This is a genomic window from Marinobacter sp. B-12 (assembly GCF_056857915.1).
Genome location: NZ_JBSXOB010000062.1, coordinates 194771 through 210240, shown reverse-complemented (window position 1 = coordinate 210240; position 15470 = coordinate 194771). Strand labels below are relative to the sequence as shown.

The window sequence follows — 15470 nt, the reverse complement described above, 5'->3', positions numbered from 1 at the left end:
TGTAGTCAGGCTACCACCAACAAGCACAAGGAGACGGGTATGAACGGTAAAAAAATACTGATGATCACCGGTGATTTCACCGAGGACTACGAAACCATGGTGCCCTTTCAGGCACTTCAGGCCGTTGGCCACACGGTGCACGCCGTCTGCCCTGACAAAAAGTCAGGAGACACCGTGGCCACGGCCATTCATGACTTTGAGGGCGACCAGACCTACACCGAAAAGCCGGGCCATCGGTTCGCCCTGAACGCCGATTTCGCCGGACTCAACCCCGCGGATTATGACGCGCTTGTCGTACCCGGTGGTCGCGCCCCGGAATACTTACGTCTGAACGACGACGTCAAGAAACTGGTCCGCCACTTCTTTGAAACCGAAAAACCAGTGGCGGCCATTTGTCACGGCGCACAACTGCTGGCCGCGGCCGGTGTGCTCGAAGGCCGCGAATGCTCTGCCTACCCGGCTTGCCAACCGGAAGTGGAACTGGCGGGAGGCCGCTTCGCCGCCATCGACGTTGACGCTGCGGTCACCGATGGTAATCTGGTGACAGCACCGGCATGGCCAGCTCACCCGCAGTGGTTGGCACAGTTTTTCAAACTGCTGGACAAGTGACGGAAACGGGGCTGCCAATGCAGCCCCGGATTCACGAGGATCACACCATGTGTAAACTCTTCGTCCACGCGGATTCCGAACTCTGGATCAGCCGTACCCATTCTCTGCGCATCGACGGCATGGTCACCAGCATTCGCATGGAGAACGCGTTCTGGAACGCACTCACAGAAATTGCTGCCCGGGACGGCATGAACCTGCCCCAGATGATCACCAGGCTTTACCACGAATCTATTGATGCAGGGCATGACCTGGGCAATTTCACCTCGTTTTTGCGTGTATGTGCCATGCGTTACGTCGCCCTGCAGCTAAGCGGCGATATTCCCCGCGACACCCAGATACCCATTGCTTCCCTGGATGCCGACAAAATCCTAGCCAGGAACATGGATCAGAAGCCCGCCAGCGAAACCACGCACTAAAAACGCAAGTATGAGGGCTCTTTTACCAATTTCAGGTAAGATGCCCCTATACACGCTGGTCGACACCCGATGACCCGCCAGGCCCAACCAGCCGACCGAAAGGATCTATGAAGATACCCAAACGATTGCAACCCCTTGTCGATGACGGCATGGTGGATGAAGTGCTCTACCAGTTGATGAGCGGCAAGGAGGCCCAGGTGTTCGTGGTCCGCTGTGGTAACAGTGTTCGCTGCGCCAAAGTGTACAAGGAGGCTCAGAAACGCAGCTTCAAGCAGGCCGTTCAGTACCAGGAAGGCCGCAAGGTTCGTAACAGCCGACGCGCCCGCGCCATGGGCAAGAAAACCCGCTACGGACAAAAGGAACAGGAAGACGCCTGGCTGAACGCCGAAGTGGATGCCCTTTATCGTTTGGCAAGCGCTGGCGTGCGCGTACCGGAACCGTTCGGATTCGTGGATGGCGTGCTGCTGATGGAGATGATTGCCGACGAAGACGGCAAAGCCGCGCCTCGCCTGGACGACGTCACACTTACGCCAGAACAGGCCCGGGATTATCACAGCAAAGTCATTGCTGACGTGGTACGCATGCTCAGTGCCGGCCTGATCCACGGTGACCTTTCAGAGTTCAATGTGCTGGTCGATCCTACTGGCCCGGTCATCATCGACCTGCCACAGGCGGTCAATGCCTCTGGCAACAACAGTGCCGAAAGAATGCTGGAAAGGGACGTGGACAACATGCGCCGATATTTTGGCCGTTTCGCCCCTGAACTGTTGAATACGGATTATGGCAAGGAAATCTGGGCACTCTACGAGTCCGGCGATCTGCACCCTGATAGCCGGCTGACCGGGTGTTTCGAGCACGACACGGAAAGCGCAGATGTGGACGAACTGATGGCGGTTATTGATGCCGCGAAAGAGGAAGAGCGCGAACGCCTGGAACGCCTGAGGGATGCCGAGGCCGGCGACGACTAACCCACTTTCTCCACAAACCGACTTGCCACACGGTCTGACAACATCAGGTGGGCCAACGCCGGGTACGGCAGGTAATGGCTAAGCAGGAACAGTACTCCTGAAGAATCCAGCCCGGCAGACAGACCCACATAAGCACCCCAGGCCACGAACAATGCGCCGAGAAAGCCGCCATAGGCCCACAGCACGCGCCCGCGTTCTTCACTGGTCGGCACCCGTTTCAATACCCGGGCCACCGACCAGCCGATGTAGGCCGCAATCAGTGCTGCGATCACCACGGAAACCACTACCCCTGTCAGCCCGAACAGGAAGCGCGCCAGATAGTTGGTGAGAAAAAACAGCACAACTGCGCTGACGGCGACAATGGTTACCCGCGAACGCTTCAGATCTTCCATACACAGATTCCCGGTCAGTTACATCACAAGGTCTGCACTGTTTTAACATTCCGGGCGCTTAGAAGCGACTTTGCTTCCTGTACCTGTTGTGTGTTTTCTGCGTGCACGGCCAATACGTACTGTCCCTTGCGCAAGGCGGACTGCGCCTTCATCAGGTAAGGGGTATGGTCCGGACGGATCGTTACGCCCCCTGCGAGCAATAGCCCGAGCATCAAACCAAGCGCAGTGAGCGCAAATGCTGAGACCACAGCGTTCTGCGAGATAAAACCAATGCCAAGGGCGTTCAGTATCACATAGACGATAAAACCCGATACGGCACCGCCGACACTCAGGCCCACATGGGAACGAACAAGCGTCTGCCAGATGCCCTGGTCCTCAGATTCAAGTTCTCTTCCCTGGTGCCGGTCTGCAGGGCTCAACACCGATACCTGATCGTCGGTCAGGCTTGTCTCGGCACGCAGTGCTTTTGCCGTTCCGTTGGCGTCTGACTCTGTCTCGAAAACGGCAGCCACTTTGTGGCCTTCGTGCTCACCGGTCAAACTCATTGAGGGTTTCATAACAATACCTCCTGAGTCTTTCAGCGAATGGATGGGGCTTTCGCTCTGGAGCATCGGCCCCCTACCCATAAACATACAATACACATACCTGTATTTCGAATGACCATCCGGCAATAAGGCCCTCGGAGGGATTGCTCTACCAGGCCAGCCAGATGACGTGGCGCGCGCCCTTACCCGGGCGCAGAGCCCTGACCGTCACCGGCTCGACGGAAAAGCCTGCGCGGCGCAGTCTTTCGGTGAATGCGTGCTCAGGGCCGGCGGACCAATAGGCCAGTATGCCGTCGGGGCTCAGTGACTTCTGGGCAGCTGCGATACCCTCTGGAGAGTAGATCCAGTTATTCTCCTTGCGGGTGAGTCCTTCCGGGCCGTTGTCCACATCCAACAGGATGGCATCCCAGTTGCCATCGCCTTCTCTCAGCAACTCTGCCACATCACCCACATGAACACTGGCGCGAGCATCGTTCAGTGGATACCCGGCGGCAGCGCCCAGCGGCCCCCGGTTCCAGTCCTCGACCTCCGGCACCAGCTCCGCCACGGTTACCCTGGCATCCTCTGCCAGAGCCGACAACGCCGCAGCCAACGTGAACCCCATGCCCAGTCCACCAATCAATACCCGGGGCCCAGCCACGCCGCCGATACGCTCGCAGGCAAGCGTGGCCAGCGCGTCCTCCGAGCCATGCAGGCGGCTGTTCATCAGCTCGCCGGTGGTACCGGCAATCTTGATAGAGAACTCATCATTGCGTTGCAGCAGTCGCAACCGCGTCCCGTTGCCGGGAATCGTCGCTGTACCGATTTCCTGGAATCGGCCCATCTATTTTTTAACCCACTGACCATCCTTCAGGATGTACTGCCCCGATGGTGTTTTTTCCAGTGCTTTCTGGCCGGCCACCGTTTCCACCTGGGTGACGGGAATATCGTGTTTCTCCGCAATGCGGGCATATTCATCCCGACGGGCCTGGTTGATGGCGTCGACAATTCCCTGGGCATTTCCGCTTGCCTTGACCACGTCCAGATAACCCGTTGGGGTTTCCCCTACCAGTCCTTGCTGTTTGGCGGTATCCAGCTGGCTTTTGGCCTCCTGCAGCCCCATGGCTGCGGCCGGCACAGCCAGGCAAAGCACAAGGATAAACGCACCGAGTTTGGAAAACCGTTTCATGAGTGACTCCCTGGGTTCAGAATTGACCATCAGAACAACCCCTTCTCGCCGAAGAGTTCATCCACCTCTTCATCCACCTTCACGTAGATTTCATGCTGGATCTTGACGTTCAGGTTCACAGTGATGGGCTCTTTGGGCGCCTCCATCCTGACCGTAGGCGTGCAGGCCGCCATACCCAGGGCCAGTGCCAGCAGCACCAGCGTGTAACCACGTTTTCCGGACAAACCGCCCTGCCCAAATGCGACCATATGCCTGACTCCTGATTGTTTTGCGTCCCGGTGGATTAACGTTGCGATTCCCGCTCCCGTATCAGGTTACGCACTTTTTCTGTCACGGCGTCATTGACCCGTCCACTCAGTTGAAGGCTGGTCAGCAACGCAGGAATGTCCTCTTCCAGGTTGATATTCAGGACAATCGGATGACCATCTTGCACTTCGGGACTACCACCTTCCAACCGCAATCCCAGCATAAGGGTACCATCCTGAGCGTAGTCTATCGTGCTGTTGAGAACGGAGTAGTGAAAGTTTTCCATGGCCTGGACCACCAGTGCCATCGCCTGGTTACCCTGTGCCATACCCTTCAAACGATCGGCGGGTAACTTCAGCGTTCCGCCAGGGGCCACCGCGTGGACCTGCCCGGCATCGATGCTCACACCCTCCGGACCGACCCGGACCGGAATAGCGCCCTGAAGCAAACCACTGCCCGCCAACCCTTCAGCGGGGTATACCTGCATCAGTTGCGACAGCTCAATGCCGCTGAGCTCAAAGGGAACCCGCAGCGGCATGTCAGTGAGTTGCCATTCCCCGGGTGTGATCCGAACCTCGCCTCCCAGAAACTCGGATGAAGCCCGGTCCAGAACCAGGGTACCATTGGCAACCAGATTCCGGGGCGCGCGATAGAAGCCGGCAACCCGCACATCGCGCAAGGCGATGCCTGGATTGAGGGTATCCAGTGTCAGATCGGATGTCCGAACATTTACGTGGTCATTGTCCAGGTTCAGATTCACCCTGCCGTCGAGACCGCTCCAGGCCGTCCGGGCGTACAGTCCACCAAGATAATCGAAATCAATGTCCCCCTGAACGCGGACGCCCTGGGATGGGAAGCGCGCACTCAGGACCGCCTCGACGCGACCGTCACTCACCTCCAGCGCCGCTGGCCAGGCGGTGAACGTATCCGCCAGCGCGCGACCGCCACTCGCGCCCCCAGCATTCATGCTCACCTCAAGCGCCGGCACGCCTTCGAACGGGTAGTTCATGTGCGTATCGGCAACGGCGCCGGCGTCCGACGATAGCCTGCCGTCGATCTTCAATTCGGTAAGGGTGCCGTCCAGTTGCCCATCGAATCGCCAGGGCTGGGGAATCAACTGGGCGTTGTGAATGGTGGCGACGGCCGCTTCAAACGGACCCTCAACCGCAAGACGCTCCAACGCCATGGGGGCCAGCTGATAGTCCCCGACCAGAGTCACACCGGTCAGGTTGAACCCGAGGTCATCCAATCGGGAATCCTCACCGGGTGCGGCAATATCGTCGAACTCGACACGGCTTTGTTCGCCGAGAGTCAGTGTTGCAGACCGCTCGCTGGCTTTACCGCTGACCGTCAGGTTTATCCGGCCTTCACTCATGGCCCAGCCAGCGATGTTCCGTTCGGCCAAGCGCCCTTCGATCTTCATGTCGTTGGTGGTGAGCTGCCGTTTATCGGGTTCCAGGGGACTTGAGATTGTCAGATCGCCCTCGGCATGGAGACCTTGCGGTAGAGTCAGTGCCAATTGATCGATGACAATGGCCTCGGGCACTGGGCCATACCAGTGCCAGCTCCAGGCCAGCGACAGTTGCTTCCCCACCATGTGATAGCGCTGCCCTTCCCGGCTCTGGGTCGCCGACAAACGGTCCAGCCGCAGGCCCGCCCACGAGACGTCACCCCATTGCCATTCAAGATTGCTGATGCCGTTTGCCTTCCGCCAGGTCTCCCACGCCACAAGAGCGTACAGGCCACCCGCCATCGACAACATGACAATAAGGCTCAGAAGCAGCAGCAGGCATCTGCGTAATGTCATGAAAGCAGCCATCAATGGGTCAATGTCCGCGCCAGTTCACCGTGTACAGGTCATGGCGGCGATCCTTGAGGTTTTTCACGGTACCACTGTTGCGGGCGGTAAGAAGCGTTTCTGGCCGTAGATCGGCAAAGGCGACGGTCTCCACATTCGGCGTGGTATCCGCGGCGATGCCATCACGGGCAAACGGAAAATCACAGGGTGTCAGGATGCAACTCTGGCCGTACTGCAACTCCATGTTGGGCACATTGGGCAGGTTGCCGACATTGCCGGACATGATCACGAACAGCTGGTTTTCCACAGCACGGGCCTGACAGCAATACCGTACCCTCAGATAGCTCTGGCGCTCATCGGTACAGAAAGGCACGAACAGGATCTGGATGCCCTGGTCCACCAGGTGACGCGTCAGCTCGGGAAACTCCGCGTCGTAGCAAATCAGCACACCAATGGGCCCGCAGTCGGTTTCAATAGCGGTGACACGGCTACCACCGGTGATATTCCACCAATAGGCTTCATTCGGCGTGGGGTGAATCTTGGGCTGAGAGAACACCTGCCCATCCCTCAGGAAGACGTAGGCAACATTGCGAACCCGGCCGTCCTCTTCCTTGACCGGCGTGGAGCCACCAATAATGTTGATGTTGTGCCTCAGGGCCAGATCTCGCATCAGGTTGCGGAAAGGTTCGGCGTATTCCGTCACCGCTTCGATGGCTTCCGCAGGGGTACCCTCACGGCTTTCAATGGACAGCAACTGCAGCGTGAACAGCTCCGGGAACACGACGAAATCACCTTTGTAGGTGGACACCACATCCACAAAATACCGGACGATGTCGCTGAACTCCTCGAACGATGCCACCCGGCGCTGCTGGTACTGGACAGTGCCGATCCGAACGGTGTCCGGCATTCGCCGACCGTATCGCTTGCGTTTGCCGTTGTCGCCGTTGCGAGCCACCTTGGGATTCCGCCAGGTCAGGTGAATACCGTAGCCCAGGGAAGCGTGGTCAGCATCCAGGTAGTGCGGAATAATGCCGTGAATTTCAAAACCGTTGTGTAACTGGAATGAAAGCACCGGATCCCGCTGCTTTTTCGATTTCACCGCCTCCACGTACTCTTCCACCGATTCAAACTTCTTCAGGCGCTTGGCCAGCGTCGGCAACCTGCCTGCGAACACAACTCCCTGCAACGCCAGCGCCTGGCAAAGCGTTTTACGTTCGTTGTACAGGCGCTCACCAATGCGGTAGCCACGGCAGTCGGGGTCTACACACACCTCCATGCCGTAAAGCCACTCCCCTTCCGGGTCATGGCGCGAGGCGTAGCCGTTGCCGGTGATTTCGGTCCAGTCGTGAGGCGTCAGCGCCACGTCTTCTCCAATGCGAAACGTGGCGCAATACCCCACCACGCGATCACCCAACATGGCGACAAACTGGCCTTCCGGGAAGGTGTTGAGCTGTCCGGTCAGGGGGCCAGCGGTGTAGCCGTACATCCCTGTGCCCGCATACACCCGACGACTCAGGGTAATGATTCCCGGTATATCGCCAAGGGTGGCGTTTCTTACGTACAGGCGCTGTGTCTTGTCCGAAAAGGGAGGACTCATAGAAACCTCGGAAGCTGGAAGCCTAAAGGCATAGTTCGCGAAATGTGCTTGAGCCGTCAAGTGGCCTCTGCAGAAAACAAATCGAAGCAAACTTTAACCTGACAAACCGACACCAGGCCTTTTAGAGTAGGCCCAAATAGAACGATTAGAGGTTTTCCCATGAATCGGCGCCCAGTGCTTCCGATGCTCGCAATCCTGATGGCCCTCGGTCTGGTGGGCTGCGCCAGCAATCAGAGCCTGCCTCCAGCGAGTGGCACCACCTGGCAATCCTCTCACAGCGCCACACCGGAGGATACGGCAACAGCGGATCGGTTATGGCAGGTATTCGAGCGTTACGAAGGTACGCCCTATCGCTATGGCGGCACGTCAGCCAATGGCTTCGATTGCTCTGGTTTCATCGCCACTGCCTTCGATGAAGCCCTCGGCCGCCAGTTACCGCGTACAACCTCGCAGATGCTGGCATCCGGTGACGTGGTCGGGCGTGACCAACTACGTGCAGGCGACCTGGTGTTCTTCCGTATCAAAGGCAAGGACCAGCATGCTGGCATCTACATGGGTGGTGACAGCTTCATTCATTCCTCGACCTCCGTCGGCGTTACCCGCTCGTCCCTCAACGGATACTACTGGCGGGATCGTTTCAGCCAGGCAAGACGGTTTGATTAGCCCGCCAGTAGCAGCACCACGCCTAGCAGATAGAGAACCATGATAACCACGCTTTCTGTACCGATCTGACCGATACCGTGGCGCTCACGGCGGATCAGCCCCATCATCAGCACACCGGACATCAAGAGGGTGAGCGCCGCCCAGAATACCGAATCCTCCGGCATGGCATGGTAGATCGACCCGTCCCGGTAGGCGATATCGGAGGCTGCAGTAAACAGCGTGTCGAACGCGTTGCCGCCAATAATACCGCTTACGGCCAAGGTCAGCGCGCCTCGGCGAACCGCGGCTATGGACGTCACCAGCTCAGGAATCGACGTACTGATCGCCGTCAACATCACGCCAACAATCGTCTGACTCAGGTTAGCCCTGTCAGCAATCACCGTCGCAGCTGGCTCCAGCATCCAACCTGCAATGCCGAGTACCAGCATCAGCGCCAGGAATTCAGTCCAAAGCCGCAGCAGCGGCGGCATGGCTGTTACGTCGTCAGGCTCGTCTTCCCATGTTTCCCTGGTTATTGATGGCCGCCACATGGGCGATTCCGATGCGTCCTTCACCAGGTAAATTCCGAAGATGTAGGCACCCAGCAGAACCGGCGTGACCGGATGAACACCGAAGAACGTCACGTCCGGCAGGTGGGGCGCGAACAGGATCAATGCCAGCAGGCAGATCAGCAAGCCATTCTGCATCATGTTCGGGACCGACGCGGCCGCATGCTCGAGATTGGCGCGACGATAAACCATGTCCGCCACCGCGAGGAAAAACGTCTGGACAGCAATGCCACCCAAAGCGTTGCTCACGGCCAGTTCCGCGTTGCCTTGCCAGGCTGCAGTCACCGATAGCACCGACCCACCCAGGGATGTCGACGCCCCCAGAAGTACCGCACCCGCAGCGGCCTCTCCTATTCCAGTGCGGTCAGCGAGTTGGTCCACAACCCGTGTGATACGCGTGCCGGCCAGCGCGATAATGGCGGCACACACGAAAAACACGAGACTACCCTGAAGAAGGGTCCAGCTTCCGGGAGACGATAGCTCCACGTTAAAAGTCTCCTTGGATAAGAGGGAATGGCGCCTATCTGCGCGAGCGAGGCGGAAACCACCACCAGGTAGCGACGACCAGAAGCCCAAATACCGTATAGGCGGCTATGAACACCCAGGCAGGCGCATCGTAATAGAGAATCTGCTGCAGCCAATGCTCGATAAAGCTGCCGGTGTAGCCATCAACACCGGCTTTTGACCGTAACCATATTTCCAGTGTGGTCAACGGGCAGACAATGCCAAGCCAGGCCTCCGCAACCACGATGGCAATCGCGCCCAGATGAGCCAGCCGGAACCACAAATTGTTCACCCAGCGCCAACCCAGGCCGTTGCCCGCCAACACCAGAATCAACCCGAACAGAACGAAGGCCACCACAAGCACATGAATGGTCAGGACGGTATCGGCGAGAATCTGATAAACGTTGTCCATGACGGTTGTCTACTCTAACAAATTGCCAGAGTCCAATGATCACGCCAGATAACATCGGTTGGCAAACGTGGACGCCCGCACGGAATGCACGATAATATCTGTAGCAAATACCTACAATCTTCTGTGGTTATGTCGGCGCGCCAAGCGCGTTCGCAATAAACGGAATTACAAACGCTATGGACCCAGCACCCGGAAATCACCTCCAAGCCGTCAAAATAGAACTTAACCGCCTTGAGACCTACCGGCGGCGCACCTATCTTGGCGTACTGGCCCTGACCGTGGCTATCATGATGCTCAGTTGGGCCTTCCGGGAACAGGGCGACCCATTTATCACCATCGCCTACCCCGTTTTTTCCGTCATTCTCACCATTCTTGGCTTCGCATTCTGGCGCCGATCCTTGCAGCTCAGAACCATGGAAATCACCCTCGTCGCCATGGTCGGGACGATGATTCTCAGCCGCCTCGCATGGCATTTTGCGGTTGGCGACCCGCTCGGCGAACACCTTCTTCTGCTCACGGGCGGGCACTACTGGGCAGTGGGTATCATGATCGTTGGCGGTTTTATCGCGCTTGGTTTTCGGGGCGGCATGGTGACAGGTGTCGCGACCTTGCTGTTTTCGGGCGCGCTGACCGCTCAGGAAGTCTCTCAATGCTTCCTGGCAGCAAGCGATCACTGTCAAAACTGGGTATACCTGCTGCGCATCCATCTGTTCCTCACCGTTCTGTTGGTGCTTACCAGCGCCGGAACGCTGCTGCGTGAACGCTCCTGGAGTGCCTTTGCGCGAGCCGAAACCCTGCACCATTGGGCGAACACAGATCCGCTATGCGGCCTGGCGAACCGCCGGGGCGCTGACCGCTTCCTGTCAGCCGAAGCTGCCCAGGCAGACCGATACCAGCGCCCTCTGACCATCATTCTGATTGATATTGACGAATTCAAGAGCATCAACGATGACTACGGCCACGAAGTCGGTGATGCGGTGATTCGCGGATTTGCAGACATCCTTTCAAAAACCGTTCGTGAAGTGGACCTCGCCGCACGTTGGGGCGGAGACGAATTCCTCGTAGCCACACCGGGTGTGGACCTTCGCAGCGCCCGCCACGCCGCACAACGCTGCCGCCGCGCCATTGAGAGGGCACCCATCGCGGGTGTCTCCGTGACAGCAACCATCGGTATTGCCGAGTACCTTCCGGGACAGGGCATCGAGGATGCCATCAGCCGGGCCGACGCCATGCTCTACCGCGCCAAGGCCGCTGGCCGGAACCGGGTGATTACCGAAGCCTGCGAACTGACCTGAACGCTACGCGAACATCTCTGCCGTTTTTGGACGACTTGGTGTCGTATTGGATTTACCACACTTGACCAATCCGGGCCACATTGAATCAAGGCCGCGCACGCGGCTGCCATTGTAGGTATAGGGGGATCGAGATGGCACAACTACCGAAACGTGCAAAAGTCGTCATCATTGGCCAGGGCGGTATCGTTGGCTCATCGGTAGCCCACCACCTGATCGAACAGGGCTGGGACGACATCGTAGGGCTGGAGAAGTCGGCCATCCCCTCGGATATCGGCTCTACCTCCCATGCCTCGGACTTCTGCTTCACCACCTCCCACGACAAGCTGAACATCTATACCACCAAGTACAGCCAGGCTTTCTATGAGAAACGTGGCAACTATGTAAAATGCGGTGGCATGGAAGTGGCCCGCGCCGATGACGACGAGCGCATGGACGAACTGCGCCGCAAGGTCGGTTCCGGCAAGGCGTTCGGCACCAACGTCAGTATGATTTCACCGAAACAGGCGAAAGAACTGTTTCCCCTGCTGAACGAAGACTGTATCCAGGGCGCCATGTGGGACCCGGACGCGGGGCTGGTGGTGCCCCGCTCTCAGAGTGTCGCGGGCGATCTGGTTGAAGAAGCGGTAGCTACCGGCAAACTGCAGGCCTTTGCCTACACACCGGCCATCCGCATCGACGTACAGGACGGCCAGGTACGGGGCGTTGAAACCCACAAGGGCTATATCGAAACCGAGTACGTGGTGCTGTCCATGGGCATCTGGGGGCCCCTGATGGCCAATACCGCCAACTCGCCCCTGCCGCTGATGCCGCTGGAGCACCCACTGCTGTTCTTCGGCCCCTACGAGGAGTTAGCCGGCACCGGCAAGCAGATTGTCTATCCCTTGTTCCGCGACCAGGGCAACTCCGCCTATGTGCGTGACACCGGCGACCCCACCACCACCGAAGGCGGGCGCATTGAATGGGGCTACTACGAAGCAGAAGACCCCAGGCTGGTCTACCCGGGCGCTATTGCCGAGCCCGGCGAGGCACGGATGTCGCCCTCCATGCGGGACCTGACGCTGGATCAGGTTATGGACGCCTACGAAAAAGCCATCGAAATGACGCCGATCCTCGGCGAATTGGGTTGGGAGGAAAAGCACTCTTTCAACGGCCTGCTGTCGGTGACACCCGACGGTGGATCACTGATGGGGGAATCCCCGGAAGTGCGCAACCTCTGGTTCTGTGAAGCAGTCTGGGTCAAGGACGGCCCCGGTGCAGGCAAGGTACTGGCGGACTGGATGACCCATGGTTCTCCGGAAATGGACCCCCACAGCATCGACATCGCCCGCCACTATCCGCTGCAGAAAACCCCCGACTACGTGTACAACCGCTGCTACGAGACCGCCAAGAAAATCTACACCCCGGCGGTTCACCCCCGCGAGCCCTACATGACTGGTCGAAAGATGCGCACCAGTCCCTTCTATCTGCGGGAAGTCGAGCTGGGCGCCTATTTCATGGAAGCCGCTGGCTGGGAGCGGGCCCATGGCTACGCTGCCAACGAGTCCAGCCTGCTGGCGAAGTATCGTGACCGCATTCCGGTACGGGAACATGAATGGGATGCCCGGCATTTCTGGGAAGTGTCCAACGCCGAGCAACTGGAAATGAGCGAATCGGTGGGCATGATCAACCTTTCCCACTTCGCCATTTTCGATATCTCCGGTGATGATGCCGAAACCTTGCTTGAGTATCTGTCCGTCGCCAAGGTGGGCGGCACCGTTCCTCATGGCAAGGGTGTCTACACCCACTTCCTTGATGCCCGTGGCGGCATCCGCTCAGATCTGACCATCATCCGGCGGGGCGACAACGATTACCGGGTTATCTGCGGGGGCGACACTGGCCATCGGGACCATTGCTGGATCAAACGCATCGCACGGGAGAAAGGCCTGGATAATATCCGCCTGCAGGATCGCACCGATGAACTGGCCACCCTGGGGCTTTGGGGACCGAAGGCGCGGGAAACGCTGGCACAGTTTGTCACCAACCCGGACGAATTGTCAGCAGAGAATTTCCCATTCGCCACCGCCCGTGAGCTGAACATTCATGGCGTGCCCGTGTGGGCGTTCCGGATATCCTACGTGGGCGAGCAGGGATGGGAACTTTATTTCCCGTTCAGCTACGGCCTGCGCATCTGGGACCTGCTCTACGACGCTGGTGTTACCCCCGTGGGCATCGAAACCTACGCCAACACCCGACGCCTGGAAAAGAGCCTGCGGCTGCAGAACGTGGATCTGGAAACGGAATACAACCTTTACGAAGCTGGGCTGCAACGGCCCAAGGTCAAGGAAGCGGATTTCCACGGCAAGGCCGCCTATCTGGAGCAGCGGGAATGGCCTCAACAGGCCGCCTACCTGTGCACCATGACCATGACAGACCACCGGGACGCCAACGGCGTGCTGCGCTATCCGGTGGGCCAATGGCCCATCCTCGACCCGCAAACCGGCGAGGTACTGATAGACAGACACGGCCGCCGTTCCTACAACACCAGTGCGGTCTGGGGGCCTTCTGTGGGGCGGATTATCCTGCTGGGCTACGTTCCCGTGGAGTACGCCCAGGAAGGGCGGGAACTGATGCTGGAATACTTCCTGGAGCACTACCCTGTCCGCATCGAGGCGGTGGGCTACCGAGCGCTGTTTGATCCGGACAACGAAAGGGTGAAGTCCTGATCAGCGTCAAGTTTCGCTATCTGGCGGTCAGCATTCGATGATGTTGACCGCCAGCCCGCCCCTTGAGGTTTCCTTGTACTTGTCCAGCATATCGTGGCCGGTTTCCCGCATGGTGTGAAGCACCTTGTCGAGGGAAACGAAATGCTTGCCGTCGCCTCGCAGGGCCATAATGGCCGCATCGATGGCTTTCACCGACGCCATGGCGTTGCGCTCTATACACGGAATCTGCACCAGCCCTCCGATGGGGTCACAGGTCATACCCAAATGATGCTCCATACCGATTTCGGCGGCGTTTTCCACCTGCTCAGGTGAGCCACCCGTGGCAGCAGCCAGGCCGGCAGCAGCCATCGCACAGGCCGATCCCACTTCGCCCTGACAGCCCACTTCCGCCCCGGAAATGGACGCATTTTCCTTGAACAGCACACCAATCGCCGCTGCTGTCAGCATAAATCGGATAACACCATCCTCATCCGCCTGGGGGCAAAACTCCCAGTAGTAATGCAGCACCGCAGGAATAATGCCGGCGGCACCGTTGGTCGGTGCGGTCACAATCCGCCCACCGGCCGCGTTCTCTTCATTCACGGCAAGGGCATAGAGATTCACCCAGTCGAGCGCGCTCAATGACGGCGATATCAGGTCCACTCGCGTTTTATCCATCAGCGAGCGATACAGCGACGCCGCCCGGCGCCGAACCTTGAGGCCTCCGGGCAATTCCCCCTCATGGCGAATACCGTTTTGCACACACTCACGCATCACCCGCCAGAGCTCGAGAATGCCCATTCGAATGTCATCAGGCGTACGCCAGGCCTGCTCGTTGGCCAACATAATGTCGGCGATGGTGAGCTTGTGTTCCTGGCAAAGGGCCAACAGGGCTTTCCCGCTGTTGAAGGGATAAGGCATCGGCGTGTCGTCTGCACGGATTTCCAGGCTGCCATCAGCGTTCGCCGCCACCACAAAACCACCGCCTACCGAATAATAGGTATGCTCACACAGGCACTGCCCGTCCTCGTCAAATGCCTGACAGACCATGCCGTTGGGGTGTTCTGGCAGGGATTTCCGCCGGTAATACACGATATCGGTGCTCTCGCGGAAACGAATCAGACGCTGACCGGCAAGACAGAGGGTTTCGGTGCTTCGAATACGCTCAAGCCGACCCGGCATTTGCTCGGGATCAATCCGCGCCGGCCGCTCTCCTTCCAGCCCCATCATCACAGCCGGGCCAGTGCCATGACCCTTTCCTGTAGCACCTAAAGAGCCATACAGGGATATCTTCAGCCGGTGCACGGAAGCTAGCAGGCGTTCATCAGCCAGGCCACCTGCAAACCGGCGCGCGGCCTCCATGGGCCCGACGGTATGGGAACTGGACGGGCCAATGCCTGCCTTGAACAGCTCAAACAGACTGACAGCCACTTTTCAGACTCCTACCTTAGGGTGTGCTTCAAGGATAGCGCCTTCAGCGATCCGCCGCCTGCTTGCTGACGACATTCGAACGATGGTTTACGACAGTTCTGAGCAATCGGAACAATGGCATAAACGTCGCTTCTGGATCATTCTGCAAAGTCCCGTGTCGGTTGTGGACCATTCGCTACCGAACCGCCAGCATAGAA

Annotated in this window: 16 protein-coding genes; 6 read left to right on the top strand and 10 right to left on the bottom strand. The window is 58.6% G+C overall.

Annotated elements, in window-relative coordinates; all coding sequences use genetic code 11:
* The first annotated feature begins 39 nt into the window (after positions 1–39).
* The 3 genes from AC13D2_RS17240 (at position 40) to AC13D2_RS17230 (ending at position 1993) form a co-directional block, all read left to right on the top strand.
* On the top strand, positions 40–609 hold the full coding sequence (locus AC13D2_RS17240; protein ID WP_041335849.1) for a DJ-1/PfpI family protein: 570 nt from the start codon (positions 40–42) through the stop codon (positions 607–609).
* Between the two features lie 47 nt (positions 610–656).
* Positions 657–1025: a ribbon-helix-helix domain-containing protein gene (locus tag AC13D2_RS17235; protein ID WP_300496913.1), complete on the top strand. Its 369-nt coding sequence runs from the start codon at positions 657–659 to the stop codon at positions 1023–1025.
* Between the two features lie 107 nt (positions 1026–1132).
* Positions 1133–1993 (top strand): PA4780 family RIO1-like protein kinase, encoded by an 861-nt coding sequence (locus AC13D2_RS17230; protein WP_300496916.1) that lies wholly within the window; start codon positions 1133–1135, stop codon positions 1991–1993.
* On the opposite strand, the gene AC13D2_RS17225 is transcribed toward AC13D2_RS17230, so the two are convergent.
* The 7 genes from AC13D2_RS17225 to AC13D2_RS17195 all read right to left on the bottom strand — a co-directional run bounded on the left by AC13D2_RS17225 (position 1990) and on the right by AC13D2_RS17195 (position 7739).
* A complete protein-coding gene (locus AC13D2_RS17225) occupies positions 1990–2385 on the bottom strand; it encodes a hypothetical protein (RefSeq protein ID WP_292048355.1) in 396 nt (131 codons plus the stop codon). The genes AC13D2_RS17230 and AC13D2_RS17225 overlap by 4 nt on opposite strands.
* Before the next feature lie 23 nt (positions 2386–2408).
* The gene (locus AC13D2_RS17220) at positions 2409–2942 is read right to left on the bottom strand and encodes a hypothetical protein (protein ID WP_300496919.1); all 534 of its coding nucleotides are present in this window, start codon (positions 2940–2942) and stop codon (positions 2409–2411) included.
* Between the two features lie 136 nt (positions 2943–3078).
* The gene (locus AC13D2_RS17215) at positions 3079–3753 is read right to left on the bottom strand and encodes a polyamine aminopropyltransferase (RefSeq protein WP_300496922.1); all 675 of its coding nucleotides are present in this window, start codon (positions 3751–3753) and stop codon (positions 3079–3081) included.
* On the bottom strand, positions 3754–4098 hold the full coding sequence (locus AC13D2_RS17210; protein ID WP_482938938.1) for a YdbL family probable chaperone protein: 345 nt from the start codon (positions 4096–4098) through the stop codon (positions 3754–3756).
* Between the two features lie 29 nt (positions 4099–4127).
* Positions 4128–4346, bottom strand: coding sequence for a YnbE family lipoprotein (locus tag AC13D2_RS17205; RefSeq protein ID WP_300496929.1), 219 nt, complete (start codon positions 4344–4346; stop codon positions 4128–4130).
* Between the two features lie 35 nt (positions 4347–4381).
* On the bottom strand, positions 4382–6151 hold the full coding sequence (locus AC13D2_RS17200) for an intermembrane phospholipid transport YdbH family protein (protein ID WP_300496932.1): 1770 nt from the start codon (positions 6149–6151) through the stop codon (positions 4382–4384).
* 19 nt (positions 6152–6170) lie between these two features.
* Entirely contained in the window at positions 6171–7739 is a 1569-nt protein-coding gene (locus AC13D2_RS17195; protein WP_300496935.1) for a carbon-nitrogen hydrolase family protein, read from the bottom strand.
* Between the two features lie 159 nt (positions 7740–7898).
* Between AC13D2_RS17195 and AC13D2_RS17190 the strand changes: the two genes are divergently transcribed.
* Positions 7899–8402: a C40 family peptidase gene (locus tag AC13D2_RS17190; RefSeq protein WP_300496938.1), complete on the top strand. Its 504-nt coding sequence runs from the start codon at positions 7899–7901 to the stop codon at positions 8400–8402.
* Here AC13D2_RS17190 and AC13D2_RS17185 read toward each other — a convergent pair.
* Together AC13D2_RS17185 and AC13D2_RS17180 are read right to left on the bottom strand one after the other, a co-directional pair.
* Positions 8399–9436 (bottom strand): sodium:calcium antiporter, encoded by a 1038-nt coding sequence (locus tag AC13D2_RS17185; protein WP_300496940.1) that lies wholly within the window; start codon positions 9434–9436, stop codon positions 8399–8401. The genes AC13D2_RS17190 and AC13D2_RS17185 overlap by 4 nt on opposite strands.
* Before the next feature lie 34 nt (positions 9437–9470).
* A complete protein-coding gene (locus AC13D2_RS17180; protein ID WP_300496943.1) occupies positions 9471–9866 on the bottom strand; it encodes a DUF2784 domain-containing protein in 396 nt (131 codons plus the stop codon).
* A gap of 176 nt (positions 9867–10042) precedes the next feature.
* Between AC13D2_RS17180 and AC13D2_RS17175 the strand changes: the two genes are divergently transcribed.
* Positions 10043–11161, top strand: coding sequence for a GGDEF domain-containing protein (locus AC13D2_RS17175; RefSeq protein ID WP_300496946.1), 1119 nt, complete (start codon positions 10043–10045; stop codon positions 11159–11161).
* A 131-nt stretch (positions 11162–11292) separates the two neighbouring features.
* Positions 11293–13863 (top strand): GcvT family protein, encoded by a 2571-nt coding sequence (locus tag AC13D2_RS17170; protein WP_482938937.1) that lies wholly within the window; start codon positions 11293–11295, stop codon positions 13861–13863.
* Positions 13864–13890: 27 nt separating this feature from the next.
* Here AC13D2_RS17170 and AC13D2_RS17165 read toward each other — a convergent pair whose 3' ends face one another.
* The gene (locus AC13D2_RS17165) at positions 13891–15273 is read right to left on the bottom strand and encodes an L-serine ammonia-lyase (RefSeq protein ID WP_482938936.1); all 1383 of its coding nucleotides are present in this window, start codon (positions 15271–15273) and stop codon (positions 13891–13893) included.
* Positions 15274–15470 lie beyond the last annotated feature (197 nt).

Bases quoted from the DNA above. Each gene is read 5' to 3' on its own strand.
- AC13D2_RS17205 (WP_300496929.1), bottom strand. From the start codon at position 4,346: ATGGTCGCATTTGGGCAGGGCGGTTTGTCCGGAAAACGTGGTTACACG.
- AC13D2_RS17230 (WP_300496916.1), top strand. From the start codon at position 1,133: ATGAAGATACCCAAACGATTGCAACCCCTTGTCGATGACGGCATGGTG.
- AC13D2_RS17190 (WP_300496938.1), top strand. From the start codon at position 7,899: ATGAATCGGCGCCCAGTGCTTCCGATGCTCGCAATCCTGATGGCCCTC.
- AC13D2_RS17195 (WP_300496935.1), bottom strand. From the start codon at position 7,739: ATGAGTCCTCCCTTTTCGGACAAGACACAGCGCCTGTACGTAAGAAAC.
- AC13D2_RS17200 (WP_300496932.1), bottom strand. From the start codon at position 6,151: ATGACATTACGCAGATGCCTGCTGCTGCTTCTGAGCCTTATTGTCATG.
- AC13D2_RS17240 (WP_041335849.1), top strand. From the start codon at position 40: ATGAACGGTAAAAAAATACTGATGATCACCGGTGATTTCACCGAGGAC.
- AC13D2_RS17215 (WP_300496922.1), bottom strand. From the start codon at position 3,753: ATGGGCCGATTCCAGGAAATCGGTACAGCGACGATTCCCGGCAACGGG.
- AC13D2_RS17235 (WP_300496913.1), top strand. From the start codon at position 657: ATGTGTAAACTCTTCGTCCACGCGGATTCCGAACTCTGGATCAGCCGT.
- AC13D2_RS17170 (WP_482938937.1), top strand. From the start codon at position 11,293: ATGGCACAACTACCGAAACGTGCAAAAGTCGTCATCATTGGCCAGGGC.
- AC13D2_RS17210 (WP_482938938.1), bottom strand. From the start codon at position 4,098: ATGAAACGGTTTTCCAAACTCGGTGCGTTTATCCTTGTGCTTTGCCTG.
- AC13D2_RS17220 (WP_300496919.1), bottom strand. From the start codon at position 2,942: ATGAAACCCTCAATGAGTTTGACCGGTGAGCACGAAGGCCACAAAGTG.
- AC13D2_RS17225 (WP_292048355.1), bottom strand. From the start codon at position 2,385: ATGGAAGATCTGAAGCGTTCGCGGGTAACCATTGTCGCCGTCAGCGCA.
- AC13D2_RS17180 (WP_300496943.1), bottom strand. From the start codon at position 9,866: ATGGACAACGTTTATCAGATTCTCGCCGATACCGTCCTGACCATTCAT.
- AC13D2_RS17175 (WP_300496946.1), top strand. From the start codon at position 10,043: ATGGACCCAGCACCCGGAAATCACCTCCAAGCCGTCAAAATAGAACTT.